The sequence below is a fragment of the Rhizobium sp. TAL182 genome, assembly GCF_002117725.1.
Taxonomy (GTDB): Bacteria; Pseudomonadota; Alphaproteobacteria; order Rhizobiales; family Rhizobiaceae; genus Rhizobium; species Rhizobium esperanzae.
Genome location: NZ_CP021024.1, coordinates 374664 through 393292, shown reverse-complemented (window position 1 = coordinate 393292; position 18629 = coordinate 374664). Strand labels below are relative to the sequence as shown.

Annotated in this window: 16 protein-coding genes and 1 pseudogene; 14 read left to right on the top strand and 3 right to left on the bottom strand. The window is 64.6% G+C overall.

Annotated elements, in window-relative coordinates; translation table 11 throughout:
- Window positions 1–53: 53 nt before the first annotated feature.
- The 8 genes from Tal182_RS01985 (at window position 54) to Tal182_RS01950 (ending at window position 8445) form a co-directional block, all read left to right on the top strand.
- A complete protein-coding gene (locus Tal182_RS01985; RefSeq protein WP_085857908.1) occupies window positions 54–1622 on the top strand; it encodes an aromatic amino acid lyase in 1569 nt (522 codons plus the stop codon).
- A 137-nt stretch (window positions 1623–1759) separates the two neighbouring features.
- Window positions 1760–3139 carry an amidohydrolase family protein gene (locus Tal182_RS01980; protein WP_085857907.1) on the top strand — a complete coding sequence of 460 codons (1380 nt, stop codon included), beginning with the start codon at window positions 1760–1762 and terminating at the stop codon, window positions 3137–3139.
- Window positions 3136–4416 (top strand): Zn-dependent hydrolase, encoded by a 1281-nt coding sequence (locus tag Tal182_RS01975; RefSeq protein ID WP_085857906.1) that lies wholly within the window; start codon window positions 3136–3138, stop codon window positions 4414–4416. The genes Tal182_RS01980 and Tal182_RS01975 overlap by 4 nt, the downstream gene beginning before the upstream one ends.
- Window positions 4397–5494 (top strand): DUF917 family protein, encoded by a 1098-nt coding sequence (locus Tal182_RS01970; RefSeq protein ID WP_085857905.1) that lies wholly within the window; start codon window positions 4397–4399, stop codon window positions 5492–5494. Before Tal182_RS01975 ends, Tal182_RS01970 begins: the two co-directional genes overlap by 20 nt.
- A gap of 3 nt (window positions 5495–5497) precedes the next feature.
- Window positions 5498–5827 carry a TfoX/Sxy family protein gene (locus Tal182_RS01965; protein WP_064800414.1) on the top strand — a complete coding sequence of 110 codons (330 nt, stop codon included), beginning with the start codon at window positions 5498–5500 and terminating at the stop codon, window positions 5825–5827.
- Window positions 5828–6099: 272 nt separating this feature from the next.
- Window positions 6100–7761, top strand: a complete 1662-nt coding sequence (locus tag Tal182_RS01960; RefSeq protein ID WP_085857904.1) for a urocanate hydratase — start codon at window positions 6100–6102, stop codon at window positions 7759–7761.
- A 52-nt stretch (window positions 7762–7813) separates the two neighbouring features.
- Window positions 7814–8056, top strand: a complete 243-nt coding sequence (gene vapB / locus Tal182_RS01955; protein WP_085857903.1) for a type II toxin-antitoxin system VapB family antitoxin — start codon at window positions 7814–7816, stop codon at window positions 8054–8056.
- Window positions 8053–8445, top strand: a complete 393-nt coding sequence (locus tag Tal182_RS01950) for a type II toxin-antitoxin system VapC family toxin (RefSeq protein ID WP_085857902.1) — start codon at window positions 8053–8055, stop codon at window positions 8443–8445. Before vapB ends, Tal182_RS01950 begins: the two co-directional genes overlap by 4 nt.
- 16 nt (window positions 8446–8461) lie before the next feature.
- On the opposite strand, the pseudogene Tal182_RS01945 reads toward Tal182_RS01950, so the two are convergent.
- Together Tal182_RS01945 and Tal182_RS01940 are read right to left on the bottom strand one after the other, a co-directional pair.
- A pseudogene (locus Tal182_RS01945) lies at window positions 8462–9705 on the bottom strand (MFS transporter).
- 4 nt (window positions 9706–9709) lie between these two features.
- Entirely contained in the window at window positions 9710–10636 is a 927-nt protein-coding gene (locus Tal182_RS01940) for a LysR family transcriptional regulator (protein WP_004673976.1), read from the bottom strand.
- 125 nt (window positions 10637–10761) lie between these two features.
- On the opposite strand from Tal182_RS01940, the gene Tal182_RS01935 reads away from it, so the two are divergent.
- Entirely contained in the window at window positions 10762–11526 is a 765-nt protein-coding gene (locus tag Tal182_RS01935; protein WP_085857901.1) for an SDR family oxidoreductase, read from the top strand.
- A 330-nt stretch (window positions 11527–11856) separates the two neighbouring features.
- The gene (gene coaBC, locus Tal182_RS01930) at window positions 11857–13065 is read left to right on the top strand and encodes a bifunctional phosphopantothenoylcysteine decarboxylase/phosphopantothenate--cysteine ligase CoaBC (protein ID WP_064800408.1); all 1209 of its coding nucleotides are present in this window, start codon (window positions 11857–11859) and stop codon (window positions 13063–13065) included.
- Window positions 13066–13100: 35 nt separating this feature from the next.
- Here the strand turns inward: coaBC and Tal182_RS01925 are convergent, their stop codons facing one another.
- A complete protein-coding gene (locus Tal182_RS01925; protein WP_085857900.1) occupies window positions 13101–13913 on the bottom strand; it encodes a class II glutamine amidotransferase in 813 nt (270 codons plus the stop codon).
- Window positions 13914–14420: 507 nt separating this feature from the next.
- On the opposite strand from Tal182_RS01925, the gene Tal182_RS01920 reads away from it, so the two are divergent.
- From Tal182_RS01920 to Tal182_RS01905, 4 genes are all read left to right on the top strand, one after another.
- The gene (locus Tal182_RS01920; protein WP_085857899.1) at window positions 14421–15098 is read left to right on the top strand and encodes a FadR/GntR family transcriptional regulator; all 678 of its coding nucleotides are present in this window, start codon (window positions 14421–14423) and stop codon (window positions 15096–15098) included.
- Window positions 15095–16384: an MFS transporter gene (locus Tal182_RS01915; RefSeq protein ID WP_085857898.1), complete on the top strand. Its 1290-nt coding sequence runs from the start codon at window positions 15095–15097 to the stop codon at window positions 16382–16384. Before Tal182_RS01920 ends, Tal182_RS01915 begins: the two co-directional genes overlap by 4 nt.
- An 88-nt stretch (window positions 16385–16472) precedes the next feature.
- Window positions 16473–18005 (top strand): carboxypeptidase, encoded by a 1533-nt coding sequence (locus tag Tal182_RS01910; RefSeq protein ID WP_085857897.1) that lies wholly within the window; start codon window positions 16473–16475, stop codon window positions 18003–18005.
- Window positions 18006–18015: 10 nt separating this feature from the next.
- Entirely contained in the window at window positions 18016–18417 is a 402-nt protein-coding gene (locus Tal182_RS01905; protein ID WP_085857896.1) for a GFA family protein, read from the top strand.
- Window positions 18418–18629: the final 212 nt, after the last annotated feature.

Genomic DNA, 18629 nt, shown 5'->3' with positions numbered 1-18629 from the left:
TATCCCATGTGACGGAGGGCTCGCTTAGTCTCGCAGTTTAGGAGATAAGGCACATGCAGCACGAACGCCCCGGCATCGAACTTTCCGGACGACCGCTCGGTTTTGCCGAGATGGTGACGATTGGTGCCGGCAAGGCGAGGATTTCGGCTTCACCGACCGGCATGGCCCGCATCGCGATTGCCCGCGAGATCGTCGAGGACGCGATTGCCGCCGGCACGCCCGTCTACGGATCGACGACTGGCGTCGGCGCCATGAAGGACGTGGAGTGGTCGGCCGACGAACTCGACACCTTCAATCTCGGCCTGGTGCGTGCCCATCACTTCGGCACCGGCACGCCGTTTTCCTGCAATGTCGTGCGCAATGCCATGGCGATCCGCGTCAACACGGCGCTGACCGGCCAGGTCGGCTGCACGCCGGAGCTGATCGAGGCCTATATCAGGATGCTGGAGGCCGATCTCATCCCGGTCGTGCGCCGCACCGGCTCGATCGGCTGCGCCGATATCGGCCTGATGGGGCAGATCGGCGCGGTGCTGACCGGTGTCGGTGAAGCGGTCTATCGCGGCAACCGGATGCAGGCGGCCGACGCTTTCCGGGCGGCGGGACTGGAACCGGTGCGGATGGCGCCGCGCGACAGCCTCGCTTCGCTGAGTGTCAACGCGGTGAGCTTTGCGGCGGCGGCGGAAACGACGCGCAATGCCGCGGCCTCGATCCGTATTCTGCTCGCCACCGGGATGATGGCATCAGGTGCGCTCGGCGCCTCCCGCGATCCGTGGAAGGCAGTCCGCCACGTCGGCACGGCGCGCGAGGCGCTGATCGGCGCCTGGCTCTGCAACGCCTCGGACGAATGGGACTGGCCGGTTGCAACGCATGTGCAGGATCCGCTCAGCCTGCGCATGATCGCCCAGGTGTTCGGCGCCGTCATCGAAAATCTGCTTTCGACCGGCCACAAGATCCTTGCCGCCACCGGACGCTCGGACGACAATCCGGTAGTTGTCGAGGGCCGGGTGATGACATCAGGCGGTTCGCTTCCGCTCGATGTGACGATCCTGCTCGAATCGGCCGCACTCTGCATGGCGCATGCGGCGCGCAACGCCTTCAACCGCTGCGTCATTCTCGGCAACGGTCAACGGCGCGACCTGCCGGTCAACCTCGTGCCGCCGGGCCGGATTGCCACCGGCTTCGGGCCGATCATCAAGCTTGCCGGCGAAATCTTCTCGCGCGTCCTGTCGATGTCAGGTCCCGTTTCGGCGCAGTCGCTTGTCGTTGCGGCCGGGCTGGAGGACGAGGCCGCCTTCCTGCCGCTGGTCATCGAGCGCTTCGAGCGGCAGATGCAGGCGTTGAAGCGCCTCGCGGCACTCGAGGCGCTCTTGTCTGCCCAGGCGATCGACATTCTCGGCGATGAACCGAAGGGCGTGGCCGGTATGCTCTATGAGGTCGTGCGCAAACATGCGGCCTTCTATACCGTCGACCGGCCGCTTTCGGCTGAGGTGGAGGCGATCGAGGAAGAACTCGGATCGGACACCTTTCTCGCGAAGCTGACCGAACAGGTTCCGATCGCCTCCTTCGACGATTTTTTCGCACTCGGTTCGCCGGAGCCCATCGAGGAGCGGCTGGCCAGCTGAACAGGACGATGTCCGGCCAGGGACTGAAAATCTGGATCCTGTTCTACATTAACCGGTCGGGGCCGTGCGAAAGACGCTCGCGCTTTTGGCGTTCTGCCCCGGCCGGCAACGGTGACTTCAGTCTAGGAGGAAGCGGCATGGACTTCGATCTCGTTCTGCAGGGCACGGTGGTGCTGCCGCATCGCATTCTCGACGAAGGCTATGTCGCCGCCCGCGACGGCAGGATCGCCGAGGTCGGCCTCGGCGTACCACCTTCAGCGCGTGAAAGGCATCTGCTCGGCAAAGCACTGATCCTGCCCGGTGCGATCGACGCCCAGGTGCACTCGCTTTCGCAGAAAGACCAGGAAGACTTCATCTGGTCGACGCGTTCGGCGGCGGCCGGCGGCGTCACGACGATCGTCGACATGCCCTATGACGAGGGCGATCTCGTCTGCTCGGCGGCGGCGGTCAAACGCAAGATCGACCATGCCGGGCAGCAGGCGCGTGTCGACTTCGCGCTTTACGGCACCGTCGACCCGGAAGAAGGCCCGGCGCGGATCGGCGAGATGGTCGAGGCGGGCGTCGCCGCCTTCAAGTTTTCCACTTTCGGCACCGACCCCAAGCGCTTTCCGCGCATTCCGCCGGCCCTGCTCGACGCCTGCTTTGCGGCGATCGCGCCGACGGGACTGACATCAGGCGTGCACAATGAGGACGACGAGGCGGTGCGCAGCTACATGGAGCAGGTAAAGGCGAGCGGCATCACCGACTGGCGGGCGCACGGCCTGTCACGGCCACCGATCACCGAACTTCTGGCGATGCACACGATCTTCGAGACGGGTGCGGCCACCGGCTGCCCGGCGCATGTGGTGCATTGCTCGCTCGGGCGCGGCTACGATATCGCCCGCGCCTATCGGCGTGACGGCTTTGCGGCGACCGCCGAATGCTGCATCCATTATCTGACGCTCGACGAAGAGAATGACGTGAAGCGCCTCGGCGGCAAGGCGAAGATCAATCCGCCGCTGCGGCCGCGCGCCGAGGTGGAGAAGCTCTGGCGGAAGGTGGCCGAGGGCGATGTCTGGCTGGTTTCGACCGATCACGTCAGCTGGTCGGAGAATCGCAAGACCAATCCCGACATGCTCGCCAACGCATCCGGCGTGCCGGGTCTCGAGGTCATGGTACCGCTTTTCGTCAAAGGCGCCATCGACCGCGGCATTCCGCTGACTTGGGCGGCCCGGCTGATGGCCGAGAATCCGGCCAAGCATTTCCGGCTCGACCATATCAAGGGGGCGCTGACGCCGGGCAAGGACGCCGATATCGCCGTGCTGGAACCGCGGGAAAGCGTCTATGATGCATCGGCCAGCGGCAACAATGTCGTCGGCTGGAGCCCCTATAACGGCATCCGTCTGCCGTGGACGGTTACGGCTACCTATCTGCGCGGCGAAAAGATCGCCGAAGGCGGCAAGGTGCTGGCCAAGCCCGGCACCGGCCGGTTCGTCCGGCCGCCGCCGCGCCACCTCATTGCGGGGGCCAGTGCATGAATCGCAATCTTCCCGTCAATGCCAGCCGGATCGCTGAGGATATCGTGGCGCTGGCCGAAATCACCGAGCCGGGGCACCCCTGGACGCGGCGGGCCTTCTCGCCGCTCTTTCTCGAAGGCCGGGCCTATCTCGAAGAGCGGATGAAGGCGGCCGGACTGGAAACGCGGATCGACGCGGCCGGCAATCTGATCGGCCGGCGCACCGGCCACAAACCGTGGCTCGGCACGATCATGCTCGGTTCGCATTCCGACACGGTGCCCGACGGCGGCCGCTTCGACGGCGTTGCCGGGGTGATTGCGGCGCTCGAGGTGGCGCGGGCGCTGCATGACCAAGGCCTGGAACTGGACCACGATCTGGAGATCGTCGATTTCCTTGCCGAGGAGGTCAGCATCTTCGGCGTCTCCTGCATCGGCAGCCGCGGCATGACCGGGCAGTTGCCGGAAGCCTGGCTGTCGCGGGCAAGCGGCGGCCTCGATCTTGCCGGCGGCATCGCCCGGGTGGGCGGCGAGCCCGGCGTGCTGGGACAGCAGAAGCGGCCCGATCTGGCAGGCTTCCTGGAGCTCCATATCGAGCAGGGGCCGGTGCTCGAAGCCGAAAGGGAGGATATCGGCATCGTCACGGCAATATCGGGCATCACCCGCATCGAGATCACCGTCGAAGGACGGGCTGACCATGCCGGCACGACGCCGATGGACAGGCGGGCGGATGCGTTGGTGGCGGCATCGCAGCTGGTGCTCGACATCCGCAATGCTGCCGCCGAGCTTGCCAGGACGCCGGGACATTTCGCGGCAACGGTCGGTGAGTTCAGGATCGAGCCGAACGCAGCCAATGTCGTCCCCTCGAAGGTCGTGCTGCTGATCGACGGGCGCGCGGAAATCCGCCCCGACATGGAAGCCTTCTGCCGCTGGCTCGACGGCCATGTCGAAAAGCTGGCGACCGCTTACGGCGTGACGATCGAGGCGCCGAACCGGGTTTCCGACAATCTGCCAACGCCCAGTGATGTCGCGCTCCTTTCGACGCTGGAGACCGCCTGCGAACGCGTCGGCGCAAAATACCGGCGCATGGCCTCCGGCGCCGGGCACGATACGGCCTGGATCGCCAAGGTGGCGCCGGCGGCAATGATCTTCGTGCCCTGCCGGGGAGGTCGCAGCCATTGCTCCGACGAATGGGCCGACAATGAGGATATTGCGCTCGGCGCAGCCGTGCTTTTCGAGGCGGTGCGCGAGATGGACAAGGATTTGAAGCGGGAGAAGGCCGATGGGACGCATACTGGTTGAGAAGGACGTCGAGGCGGCTGTCAAAGGCGGCTCCGTCTATGCCGCCGGCGGCGGCGGCTGGGCCGATCACGGCCGGATGCTCGGGCTTGCGGCCGTCACCATCGGCAAGCCGGAGCTGGTATCGGTCGACGAATTGAAGGATGACGACTGGATTGCCACGGCGGCGGCGATCGGCGCGCCGGCCTCCACCACGCCCTGGGAAATGCAGGGCGTCGATTATGTGAAGGCGGTGCAATTGCTTCAGGAGGCGCTCGGCGAAAGGCTTTCCGGGCTGATCATCGGCCAGAACGGCAAATCGTCGACGCTGAACGGCTGGCTGCCATCGGCGATTCTCGGCACCAAGGTGGTCGATGCCGTCGGCGATATCCGCGCCCACCCGACCGGCGACATGGGCTCGATCGGCATGGCCGCCTCACCCGAGCCGATGATCCAGACCGCCGTCGGCGGCAACAGGGCCGAGAACCGCTACATCGAGCTGGTGGTGAAGGGTGCGACGGCCAAGATCTCGCCGGTGCTGCGCGCCGCGGCCGATCAGTCCGGCGGCTTCATCGCCAGCTGCCGCAATCCGCTCCGGGCTTCTTACGTGCGCAGCCATGCCGCACTTGGCGGCATCTCGATGGCGCTTGCGCTCGGCGAAGCGATCATTGCGGCGGAGAAGCGTGGCGGGCCAGCGGTCATCGATGCGATCTGCAAGACGACGGGCGGGCATATCCTCGCCGAAGGAGTCATCAGCCGGAAGGACGTCGTCTACACCAGGGAGGCCTTCGACATCGGCACCATCACCGTCGGCTCGGGCAATAAATCGGTGACGCTGCATGTGATGAACGAATACATGGCCGTGGACGATGCGGGTGGCGGGCGGCTTGCCACCTTCCCTGCCGTGATCACCACGCTGTCGCCTGAGGGCGAGCCGCTGAGCGTCGGGCAGTTACAGGAAGGCATGCAAATCTTCATCCTGCATGTGCCGATGGATATCATTCCGCTATCGGCTAGCGTACTCGATCCGACAGTTTATCCCGTCGTCGAAAAGGCGATGGGAATCGAGATCGCGCGTTATGCACTGGCGGCGAAGGCCTGAGCCATGGCACGCGATCCCGGCCTTGAAGAACTGCTGCGTGAGGAACTCGGCGATCGTCCTGGGCTCAGCGAAAAATCCATGTTCGGCGGCCGCGCCTTCCTGCTGAACGGCAATCTTCTCTGCGGCGCCCGCAGTGACGGCATGCTGATCCGTCTCGGCAAGGGCAACGATGATTGGGCGCTGGCGCTGCCGGGCGTAATCCGGATGCTGATGGGCGAGCGAGTCATGCACGGCTGGCTGCGCGCCTCCGCCGAGGCTTACGGCGACGATGCCCTGAGACGGCGTCTGCTCGATGCGGCGCTTGCTTATGTGGAATCGCTGCCGGGCAAGTGACGCCATTTCCCTTCTCCCCAGTGGGGGTCCGAAGGACGGGTCGAGACCTGCAGCTAGACCCCGGTCAGATGTCCGAAGGACAGATGAGGGGGTGAGCGACGCTAGGAGCGAATGCGCTGAGCGCAAGCGAAGAACAATGGAGGGCGTGCCGTGCGGCCCCCTCATCCGACCCTTCGGGCCACCGACCGGGGTCGAGCCACAGGTCTCGACCCGTCCTTCGGACCCCCGCTGGGGAGAAGGGAAAAAGCAGAGAACCAAGCGAGGAACCCACGATGCCGAAGGCCAATCCACGTCATCCGAAATTTCCGATTCCCGGCGGGCCGGAGTTGCGCGCCAAGGGCTGGCGGCAGGAGGCGCTGCTGCGGCTGCTCGAAAACGTGCTCGCCGTCGGCGAGGATCCCGACAATCTGATCGTCTATGCCGCGCTCGGCAAGGCCGCCCGCAACTGGGCGGCGCACAAGGGCATTGTCAAGGCGCTGACGGAGATGGATGAGGACCAGACGCTGCTCATCCAGTCCGGCAAGCCGATCGGGCTCGTAAAGACCCATGCCAGGGCGCCCCTTGTCATCATGGCGAACTGCAACATCGTCGGGCAATGGGCAAAGGCCGAAGTCTTCTACGAGCTGCAGCGCAAAGGGCTGATCTGCTGGGGCGGGCTGACGGCCGGGGCCTGGCAATATATCGGCAGTCAGGGCGTCATCCAGGGCACCTACGAGATTTTCATGCGCATTGCCGAACGTCGCTTCGGCGGCGATCTCCAAGGCCGCTTCGTGCTGACGGCCGGCCTTGGCGGCATGGGCGGGGCACAGCCGCTCGCCGGCCGCATGGCGGGCGCGGCGATCCTCTGCGTCGACATCGATCCGGAGCGGGCGCGCAAACGCCAGCAGATCGGCTATCTCCAGGAGATCGCGCCGGATCTCGATACCGCCCTTCAAATGATCGATAGGGCGGTGAAGGACAAGCGGGCGCTCTCCGTCGGGCTCGTCGGCAATGCGGCGGAGGTTTATCCCGAGATTGCCCGGCGCGGCATCGTGCCCGATATCGTCACCGATCAGACCTCGGCGCATGACCTCGTCTATGGCTACGTGCCGAAGGGCATGAGCCTCGATCAGGTCAAAGGCTTGCGCGACGATGGCCAGGGGCAGTTGATGGCGGCAAGCCGCGCCTCGATCGTCGAGCATGTCAGCGCAATGCTGGACTTCCAGAAGCGCGGCTCCGAAGTCTTCGACAACGGCAACCTGATCCGTACCCAGGCGAAAGAGGGCGGCGTCACCCATGCCTTCGACATTCCGATCTTCACCGAAGCCTATCTGAGGCCGCTCTTTGCCCGGGCGATCGGCCCGTTCCGCTGGATGGCGCTGTCGGGCGAGGAGAGCGATATCGCCCGCATCGACGATCTGCTGCTCGAACTCTTCCCCGACAACAAGATCATCACCAACTGGATCCGGCTGGCGCGCGAGCACGTCCCCTTCGAGGGGCTGCCGGCACGCATCGCCTGGCTCGGCCACGGCGAACGCACGATGCTGGCGCGGCGCGTCAATGCGCTGGTCGCAGGCGGCGAACTCAAAGGCCCGGTCGCCTTTTCCCGCGACCATCTCGATGCCGGCGCCATGGCGCATCCCAACATCATGACCGAGGGGATGAAGGACGGTTCGGATGCGATCGCCGACTGGCCGCTGATCGATGCGATGATGCTCTGCTCGTCGATGGCCGATCTCGTCGTCGTCCATTCCGGCGGCGGCGGTTATGCCGGCTACATGACGAGCTGCGGCGTCACCGTCATCGCCGACGGCACCGATGCCGCCGACGAACGGCTCGACCACGCGCTGACCAACGACACCGCCCTCGGCGTCATGCGGTATGCCGATGCCGGTTATGAGGAGGCGCTTGATGAAGTGGCGAAGAAGGATGTGCCCTATATCCGGCTTGGTTGAAATGAACCACGACATGCTATATATCATAGTCATATCTCATTGAGGTTTTGACATGGAAACAGCAAAGATTTTCTGGTCGGGACGTTCCCAAGCCGTCCGGCTGCCCAAGGAATTTCGTTTCGATGGTGACAGTGTCGCCATTCGGCGGCAGGGGCGTGCGATCATTCTTGAGCCGATTTCCGACGATTGGGAGTGGCTAGCCGACGTGATCGGTCCTGTCGATCCCGACTTTGCAGCGGCAGCGGAAGAGCAGCCCGCCCCGCAAGAGCGACCCGAGCTCGACTTCTTCAAATGACGTATCTCCTCGATACGAATGCCGTCATCGCCTTGATGAAGGGTAACGAGAGGCTGATCGCCGGACTGCGCAGACACAGGCCGCAGGATTTCGCCATCCCGGCAATCGTCGCGCACGAACTCTTCTACGGTGCTTACAAAAGCCTCCGCATCGAAGAGAATCTGGCACGGATCGACGGGCTGCAATTCGCCGTCCTGGAATTCGACCGGAACGATGCGCAAAAGGCGGGGGAAATCCGGGCTGCACTGCAAGCGTCGGGAACGCCGATTGGACCTTATGACGTGCTGATTGCCGGGCAGGCCGTCGCCCGCGGCCTCATTCTGATTACCCGCAACCTCAGGGAGTTCGAACGCGCGGCAGGTTTGCAGGCCGAGAATTGGGAAGGCTAGGTTCGGCACCCCAAAACTATCGGGCGTCCCTCGCAAAGTGCTGGGCGACACAGGCGGAGATAAAGGCGAGGGTCAGCGTGACAAGGGTGAAGGCGACGACGCCGGCCCAGCCGTCGATTGCGAAGAACCAGCCACCCGCCGACCCCATGAGGCTGGAGCCGACGTAATAAGCCAGCATATAGAGCGACGAGGCGTGGCCCTTGGTACCGCGCGCCAGCTTGCCAACGAGGCCGCTGGCGATGGAATGGCTCATGAAGAAACCGGCCGTCAGCACAACAATCCCGAGGATGATTGATGGCAGCGCGGCGGAGAGCGTCAGCACGCTACCGGCGGCCGTCAGCACCAGAGCGAATAGCAGCACGCGAAAATGCCCGATCCGATCTCCGATGAGGCCGCCGATCGAGGCGGCGCCGATGCCGAAGAGATAGACGGTGAAGATCAGGCCGAGTTCGGTCTGGTTGAGGCCATAGGGCGGCGCCACGAGACGGAAGCCGGCGTAATTGTAGATGGTGACGAAGGAACCCATTGCCAGGAAGGCTATGGCGAAGATGAAGGGCAGCGCCGGATTGGCGAGATGGCCGCGCCAGGCCTTGGCATGAAAGCGCGGGTCGAAGCCCGGCTGGCGGACGAAATTCCGCGATGGCGGCAGCAGGGCGATGAAGCCGAGCGCCGCGGCAAGGCCGATGGCGCCGATGAGGAACAGCGCCGGCCGCCAGCCGAGATATTCGGCGAAGATGCCGGTCAGCACGCGGCCGGACATACCGCCGAAGGCCGTGCCGCCGACATAAAGGCCCATGGTGGCGCCAAGGCCGCGCGGATCGATCTCCTCGGCGAGATAGGCCATGGCGACGGCGGGCACGCCGCCGAGAACGAGACCCTGAACGGCGCGTATGACGAGCAGCAGGTGCCAGTTCGGCGCAAAAGCCGTGGCGACCGTCAGCAAGGCCGCACCGACCAGCGATATCGACATCAGGCTGCGGCGACCAAGGCCTTCGGAGACGGCGGCGGCACAGACGATGGCGAGGGCGAGAAAGCCAGTGGAGAGCGACAACGACAGCGAGCTTTCCGCCGGGCTGACGGAAAATTCCTGCGAAAAGATCGGCAGCAGCGGCTGCACGCAATAGTCTAGAGCAGCGAGAAGGTGGAAAAGCCGGAGAGGAAAAGCGCCAGGCTGGCGCGGCGATAGGCGCCGGTGCCGCGTGTCAAATAGTGCTTTTCTCCTGTGGGCACGGTCTTCACCGCGTGCACTGAGGGCGGCATATCTTCATCCTGACGAACCTTCGAGTTCATCCGCAATATCCCAATAGGGCGGATCGCCAAAACTCTTCTTCAGGTGATCGGCGATGGCGCGCAGCTTGGCCGAGGGGTTCCGGCCGGCGGGATGAGCCATATAGATGAATTCGGCCTCCGGCCTGTGACCGACATCGATTTCGGCAAGCAGGCCCTCGCGGATGGCCGGGCCGGCAATGAAGGCGGGCAGCAGCGCAATGCCGAGGCCGGCGATGGCGGCGTCGCGGAGCATATCGCCGTTGTTGATGCCGAGCGCCGGTTTTGCCCGGACGAGGATCGCCCCCTCCGGCGTCTGGAAGCGCCAGTCGGCGACACCGCGATTGGTGTAGAAGATACCGCGATGATTGTTGAGGTCGGCGAGCGAGGTCGGCATTCCCTGGCGGGCGAGATAATCCGGCGCCGCGCAGAGAAGCCGGCGGCTCGGCGCAAGCTTCCAGGCCACCAGCCGGCTGTCGGCGAGCGGGCCGTTGCGGATGATGGCGTCATAACCGTCCGAGGCGGCATCGACACGGCGGTCGTCGATATCGAGCGTCAGGTGGATGTCGGGATGTTGGGCGAGAAAGGGATAGAGCGCCGGACCGAGATGCATGCGGCCGAAGGTGACGGGTGCAGCAATACGGATCGGGCCGGACAGCGCGCCGCGCCGCTCGGCCATGTCGGCGGCGGCCTCCTCGATCTCGCGCACGATGCGCCCGGCTCGTTCCAGGAAGACCGCACCGTCTTCCGTCAGGGTGAGCTTCCGCGTCGTACGGTGCAGCAGCGTGCCGCCAAGCGCCTTCTCCAGTTCTGCCAGCCTTTCGCTGACGACGGATTTGGAGAGGCGCAGCCGCCGGGCCGCCTCGCTGACCGAGCCGGCCTCGACGACAGCAACGAAAGCGGCAATGCCTTCGACCCTGATCATTGTTCGGTCTTTCCGAATTCGAATTCCCCGATCTGGAGACTAATCCGAACGAAAGGAAAATGCCATCTTCCATTCAACGGAAGGGACGGCAGTGGCCGCCTCACTTCAACACAGGAGATGGAACCATGAACCGCTTGAACAACAAGGTCGCAATCGTCACCGGCGCAAGCTCCGGCATCGGCCGCGTCACGGCAAAGCTTTTTGCCGCCGAAGGCGCCAAGGTCATTGTCGGCGCCCGACGTCAAGCCGAACTCGACAGCCTGGTGGCGGAGATTAAGGCCGAGGGCGGCGACGCCGTGGCCGTTGCCGGCGACGTCCGGTCGGAAGAATATCACCAGGCGCTTGTCGCGGCCGCCGTGACCCATTACGGCAAGCTCGACATCGCCTTCAACAATGCCGGCATCATCGGCGAAGCGGGTCCGAGCACCGGTGTCTCCGAAGCGGGATTCAGCGACGCACTGGCCGTCAATCTAACCGCCTCCTTTCTCGCTGCCAAGCACCAGATCGGCGCGATGACCGACAGTGGCGGCGGTTCGGTGATCTTCACCTCGACCTTCGTCGGCTACAGCTTCGCCTTTCCCGGCGTTGCCGCTTATGCCGCCAGCAAATCCGGCCTGATCGGCCTGACGCAGGCGCTGGCCGCCGAATTCGGACCGCAGGGCGTGCGCGTCAACGCCATCCTGCCGGGCGCCGTCGATACCGATATGTACCGCGATGTGAACGATACGGCGGAGAAACAGGCTGCCATCACCAATATGCACGCGCTGAAACGCGTCGCGACACCTGATGAAATCGCCCGCTCGGTTCTCTACCTCGCCTCCGACGATGCAAGCTTCGTCACCGGCACGGCTTCGCTGGTCGACGGCGGCATTTCGATCACCCGTAGTTGAGACGGCGGGAGCTGCCGCCATCCACCGGGGGTCCCAGCCAAGGGCTGAAAGACCCCTCCCCAACCCCTCCCCACAAGGGGGAGGGGCTGACGCGCGGCGCCACCCCCACGACAAATATCAACGTTTCTGCGGATGAGACGATGGAAGGGATATGGGCGGCGCGGCATCCAAGCCCCTCCCCCTTGTGGGGACGGGTTGGGGAGGGGTCGTTCACCGACGCACCGGTCGCCCGTCTCGAGCAGATCCGATACCTGTCGTCCGCGCGATTGCATGTTCTCCGCCAAAGGCTTAGGGTCGGGGCAGGTCAGAAAAGGCAACGGGTAGAAGGCCATGGCTCTCAGCGGCAAACGCATCCTCCTCATCATCTCGGGCGGCATTGCCGCCTATAAGAGCCTGGATCTGATCCGCCGGCTGCGCGAGCGCGGTGCCAGCGTGCGCCCGGTCATGACCAAGGGTGCGCAGGAATTCGTCACGCCGCTTGCGGTCGGCGCGCTGGCGGCAGACCATGTCTTTGTCGATCTGTTTTCGCGGCAGGACGAACAGGATGTCGGCCATATCAGGCTGGCGCGCGACTGCGATCTTGTGCTGATTGCCCCCGCCAGCGCCGATCTGATGGCGAAGATGGCGAACGGCCTTGCCGATGACCTCGCCTCGACCGTGCTTCTGGCGACGGACAGGCCTGTGCTGGCCGCACCGGCGATGAACCCCAGAATGTGGGCGCATCCGGCAACACGGCGCAATGCGGCGAGGCTCAGGGAAGACGGCGTGCGCTTCGTCGGGCCGATGGCCGGTGAGATGGCGGAAAGCCAGGAGGCGGGGATCGGTCGGATGGCGGAGCCCCTGGATATCGTCGCGGCCGCCGAAACCATGCTCGACGAGGGGGAAAAGCCGCTGAAGGGACGCAAGGCGATCGTCACGTCAGGGCCGACCCATGAGCCGATCGATCCGGTGCGCTACATCGCCAACCGCTCCTCCGGCCGGCAGGGGCACGCGATCGCCGCAGCGCTGGCGAAGCTCGGGGCCGACGTGACGCTGGTCTCCGGGCCGGTGACGATCGCTGATCCGGTTGGCGTCAACGTCATCCACGTCGAGCGGGCCGAGGAAATGCGCGATGCCGTGCTGGCGGCGCTGCCGGCCGATATCGCCGTGATGGTGGCGGCGGTGGCGGACTGGCGGGTGGCCTCGGCCGCCGACCAGAAACTGAAGAAACATCCGGGTGAATCCATTCCGACGCTGGCGCTGACCGAGAACCCCGACATATTGAAGACCCTGGGACATCACACGATGCGGCCGAGGCTGGTGATCGGCTTTGCCGCCGAGACCCAGGACGTGGAAAGCAATGCCAGGGCGAAGCTCGAGCGGAAGGGCGCCGACCTGATCGTCGCCAATGACGTTTCTCCTGCGACGGGCATCATGGGCGGCAGCCGCAACAGCGTCAAACTCATTCGCCACGACGGCGTCGAGCAATGGCCAGACCTGACGAAGGAACAGGTCGCCGAAAGGCTAGCGGCGCTGATCGCCAAACGCTTCCGCGCATAGCCGCCTCGAAAATCGATCACGTTTTCCGGAAAGGATTATGCCGAGATCGCCAGGCGCTGTGATTTGGCGGCGCTCGGCTTTTCCGGCCGGAATTCCGCGACATCGATACCGTTTTTGCCGACGATGACGGCGCTGCCATCCGGAATCTCCGCCCAGGCGTCGACATCATCGTTCAAGGGTTCGGAGACGAGGCAATAGCCGGCACCGACGGGCGAGGCGTAGAGCGTCGGCGCCTTGCGATCCGTGGCATAGCGGATCGCATAGAGCGACTTGCCGTCGGAGAAGGCGGCGGTGAAGCGCAGCAAGATCGAGCCGATGGTGCGTTCGGCGAGATCTTCGACGAAGCCGACCATATCAGCCATCGCAGCGATCGGCGCCTCGCGCAGGCCGAACTGCAGCGCCAGCAGAAACATCAGCTCGGAATCGGTCGTGCCGCTGCGGGCATTGAACAGCTCGTCGTCAAGCATCGCCTCCATCGGCCGGCGCAGGCGCTCGAAGCCCGATATCTGGCCGTTGTGCATGAACGACCAGGTATCATGGGTGAAGGGATGGCAATTGTCCCGGCGCGTGCCGCCACCGGTGGCGGCACGGACATGGGCGAGGAAGAGGGGCGAGCGGATCTGCCGCGCCAGGCTCTTCAGATTGCAATCCGACCAGGCCGGCAGGATGTCGCGGTAGCGGCCGGGTTCGGGCCGGTCGCCATACCAGGCGATGCCGAAGCCGTCGCCATTGGTCGCGGTCTTGGCACGGGTGGCGCAATGGGACTGCTCGATCAGCGAATGGGCCGGCGAAGATACCAGCTCCTCGAGGTAGAGAGGGTCTCCGCGATAGGCTGCCCAGCGACACATGGCTCTTTTGCTCCGGAACCCGCGACATCGGCGGGCATGCTCTAAATTGTCGAACGTCACGGCTAATAACAGCTTAACGCGCGACCGATTTGTAGACCGATCATGACGGTTTGGTGACCGGGTGGAACTTCAAATTCGGCGAAAGCCTGTCTTCTTTTGTGAAGGCGGCTCCGACCCAGAGGGATGCCTCGAGTGCAATTTCTTCTTGCATCCGGCGCGAATCGTCCTACCTTTTCCCTATCAGCAACAGAACGAAAGGAAGGTGATCCAATGTCTAATGAGATTTCGGACCTCGTATCGGGCATGGAAGTGGTGATGAAAGCGAGGCAGCCCTCGCTCTAAAACCCGCCTTCCTGGGGCTGCTTTGACAGTCCAGGCCAGTTCGAGTGCCAAACTCATGGAAAGGGTCGCCGAGGCGGCCCTTTTTTATTGCCTGAATTTCCGACATTGACGGACGATCGGGATTCTTCTACTCATAAAGTCATCAGATGACTTTATGAGTAGAAGATGCAGGCGGTCAGCAAGACCAATCTCGCCGATGAGGCGATCGAGGCAATCCGCAGCGACATTGTCGGCAAGCGTTGGGCAGTCGGCGACAAGCTGCCGAACGAGGCCTCGCTGTCGGCCATGCTCTCCGTCAGCCGCGGCACGGTGCGCGAGGCGGTGCGGGTGCTTGTCTCCCAGGGTTATCTCGAAACCCGGCAGGGGTCGGGCACCTATGTGCGTTCGACCAGCGATGCCGGTCGGCCGCTGACCATGGCGCGGCGCGCCAGCTTGCGCGATCAGTTCGAAGCGCGCTTAGCACTCGATGTCGAGGCGGCACGCCTGACGGCGATGCGCAAGACGTCGGAGACGGTTGCCGAGCTGCGCCGGCTGCTGAATGAACGCGGCAGTTACGCCGGCGGCGATGAAGCCGCCTTCATCGAACGGGACCTCGCCTTCCACAAGGCGGTCATCGCTGCTTCCGGTAACCGGGCGATGATCGAAATCTACGCTTTCTTTTCGGCCTCGATCGCCGACACCATTGCGGCGACGCTCGGCAAGGATATTCCCGAACCCGACATGCAGGCGCATGTCGATATCGTCGATGCGATTGACACCGGCGATCCCGACCAGGCGGATGCCGCGGTGCGCCGCTTCATGGCGCCCGTTCTTGCCGCACTCGACCGGATGATCCTGTCATGAATACACCTTCCAACGCTGCCGCCATCACGCTTGATGTGGCCGACGAATTGCTGACCGATGCGGAGGCGGGCAGTCTTCCCGCCGCGCAGGCAACGCCGGTGCGGAATGGTGCAGCCAGTTTGCTGCTCGGCGCGAGCCTCGTGCTGATCGCCTTCAACCTGCGCCCGGTCTTTTCGAGCGCCTCGGCGCTCCTGCCGGAGATCCGCTCCGAACTCGGGCTGAGCGCGCTCGGCGCCAGCCTGCTGACGACGCTTCCGGTCGTTTGCCTCGGCGTCTTCTCGCCGCTTGCGCCGCGTCTTGCCCAACGCATTGGAACCGAACGCACACTGCTTGGCGTTCTCCTGCTGCTTGCGCTCGGCACAGCCTTGCGCGGGCTTTTCTCTGTGCCGCTGCTCTTTATCGGCACGGCCCTTGCCGGTGCCTGCATCGCCGTCGGCAACGTGCTGCTGCCGGGACTGGTGAAACGGGACTTCCCCACGCGCGCCGCGCTGATGACCGGCTTCTATACGATGGCGCTCTGCGCAGGCGCTGCCGGCGCGGCCGGGCTGACGCTGCCGATCGAACATGCGCTCGGCGGCTCTCTCGGCGGCGCGCTCGCCGCCTGGGCACTGCCGGCGCTCGCCGTCGGTCTGATTTGGCTGCCGCAGGTTCTTCGCAGCAGTGCTGGAGCAAGGCGAAACGGCTTTCGCGTCGACGGGCTCTGGCGGGACCGGCTGGCCTGGCAGGTTACGCTGTTCATGGGGCTGCAATCGGCACTTGCCTACTGCGTCTTCGGCTGGCTCGTTCCCATCCTGCGCGAACGCGGGCTTGACGGCGTCACGGCCGGGGCGATCGTATCGCTCTCGGTGATGGTGCAGGCGGCCTCCTGCCTCGTCGTGCCGCATATCGCCGTGCGCGGCCGGGATCAGCGATTGATCAATGCCGGCCTCTGCGGCGTCGCCGTCATGGCTCTGCTTGGACTGCTCTTTGCGCCGCTTTCGAGCGTCTGGCTGTGGGCGGTGCTGCAAGGCATCGGCCAGGGCGGACTGATCGCGGCCGCCATGACGACGATCGTGCTGCGTTCGCGCGATCCCGATGTTGCCGCCCATCTCTCCGGCATGGCGCAATGCGTCGGCTATCTGCTCGCCGCAATCGGCCCGCTGATCGTCGGCCTCATCCGCGGCTGGACCGGAAGCTTTTCCTGGTGTGCGGTTCTCTTCATCGCGCTCGGGCTCGGGGCCGCGATCAACGGCTGGAGGGCCGGCCGGGCGCTGGAGGTGAATGTGCATGCGGTCGAGAAAGTCTAGGCTCATCGGCCCCATCACCATCTCTTGATGCCGGTCGCCAGGCGCGGATGCTACGCTATCTCAGCCTGCATCCGCTGGAGGACAAGTCGTGCGCATACGAACCCTGTTTCTGCTCACCGCGTTGATGGCATCGCTGGGGCCTGCCCTTTCGCCGGCGCAGGATCGCGGCGGGCGCCAGGCAAATGTCGAGCGCAGCGCGCGCGACGGCGTGCTGAAGCTGCTGCCAGCCGACTCCGTCACGGAGCACGAGCTGACGGTCGACGGCCGGAAGATCGCCTATACCGCGACCGCCGGTACTCTTGATCTCTTCGGCCAGGACGGAGCGCAGACCGGCGCGATCTTCTACACCGCCTATGTCGCCAAGGGTGGCGGGCCGGATCGGCCGCTGACCTTTGTCTTCAACGGCGGACCAGGCGCCGCCTCCGCCTTTCTGCATCTCGGGCTGGTTGGGCCCAAAGTGCTCGATTTCGGGCCTCAGGCACGCGACGGCGCCCATGCGAAACTCGTCGATAACGAGCATAGCTGGCTCGACTTTACCGATCTCGTGCTGATCGATCCGATCGGCACCGGCTGGAGCCGGACGGCGAAGGCCGACGACGCCTCCAACTATTACAATGTCAACTCGGATGCCCAGAGCATCGCCAAGGCGATCGCGCTCTATATCGCGCATAACAACCGCTCCAACTCGCCGAAATATCTGCTCGGCGAAAGCTATGGCGGTTTCCGCGCCGCCAAAGTCGCTTCCACCCTGCAGGAAAGCCAGGGCATTGTCGTCGCCGGCGCCGTGATGCTCTCGCCGCTGCTCGAAGGGCAGCTGATGTTCGATGCCGACCAGTTCGCGCTCGGCGCGGCGCTCGAGCTGCCGTCGCTGGCCGCGGCCGAGCTCGACCGGCAAAATGGCTTTACCGAGGAGAAGCAGAGGCAAGCGGAGCGTTTCGCGCTCGGCGATTATTTGACGACGCTCGCCGGCCCGCCGCCGACGGGCGCCGATGCTGCAGCCTTCTATGGCAGGATCGCCGGGCTAACCGGCATCCCGCAGGATATCATCGCCCGCAACCGCGGTTTCCCAGGCAATTCCTTCGTCAAGCACTCGAACGGCGGCAGCGGCGAGCTGATGAGCCCCTACGACGCGTCCTTTGCAGCGCCCGACCCCTATCCGGAGTCGGATTACGACCGCGGCGACGACGCCATCCTCGACGGCTTCGCCCGCGCCTATGGCGGCGCCTTTGCCGACTATGCCCGCAACGAGCTCGGCTTCAAAACCGAAATGACCTATTCGCTACTCGACAGCGATATCAGCCGGCGCTGGGAATGGGGCGGCGGCCGCGGCGGCGGATCACGCTTCCAGGCGAGCGCGAGCGACGACATCAGGCAGCTGCTCGCCTCGAACACGGCCTTCCATCTGCTGATCGCGCATGGCTACAGCGATCTGGTGACGCCTTACAGCGTCAGCCGCTATGTGGTCGACCACCTGCCGCCGTCGCTCGCCGATGGCCGCGTTGGGCTGAAGCTCTATCATGGCGGCCATATGTTCTACACGCAAGCCGATCAACGGGCCGCCTTCACGGCGGATGCCAAGGCCTTCTATGCCGCACGCCCGGCCGCACAACCGGCGGATTGAGGAGTTGCCGATGCATATAACGGGAGGATGTCATTGCGGGGCGATCCGTTATCAGGCGGAAATCGATCCGGAGCGGGTCACGATCTGCCACTGCACCGATTGCCAGCGATTGACGGGCTCGGCCTATCGCGTCACCGCGCCGGCGCAACCGCAAAGCTTCACGCTTATTTCGGGCGAACCGCGCAGCTATGCGAAGCATGGCGACAGCGGCGCCCTCAGCCGGCAATTCTTCTGTCCGAATTGCGGATCGCCGCTCTATCGTACGGATGGCGAAGGCGGTGCGATCGGCATCCGTCTCGGCGGCATCGACCAGCGGCGGGAGCTGACGCCAAAGAAACAGATATGGTGCCGGTCGGCTCTGCCCTGGACGGAAAATATTCAGCCGCTGCCGCGGTTTGATGGCGAGGACTAGCCAGGCAGAGGAGGTTGCGACGCCCCAATTATAGGCGGCAGAAAGGATAACGGTCTCCTGGCCAAAATCCCGGCTCCGACAGGTACCGCGATGAATTCAGCAATTTACCGCAGATGGCCGTCTTAGAGATTTCGGCGGCGGTCAGTTATAGCCCGATGGTGTCGACGCGGGATCGCATGGCAGTCATTCTCCATAGGAAGGATCATGAGCGC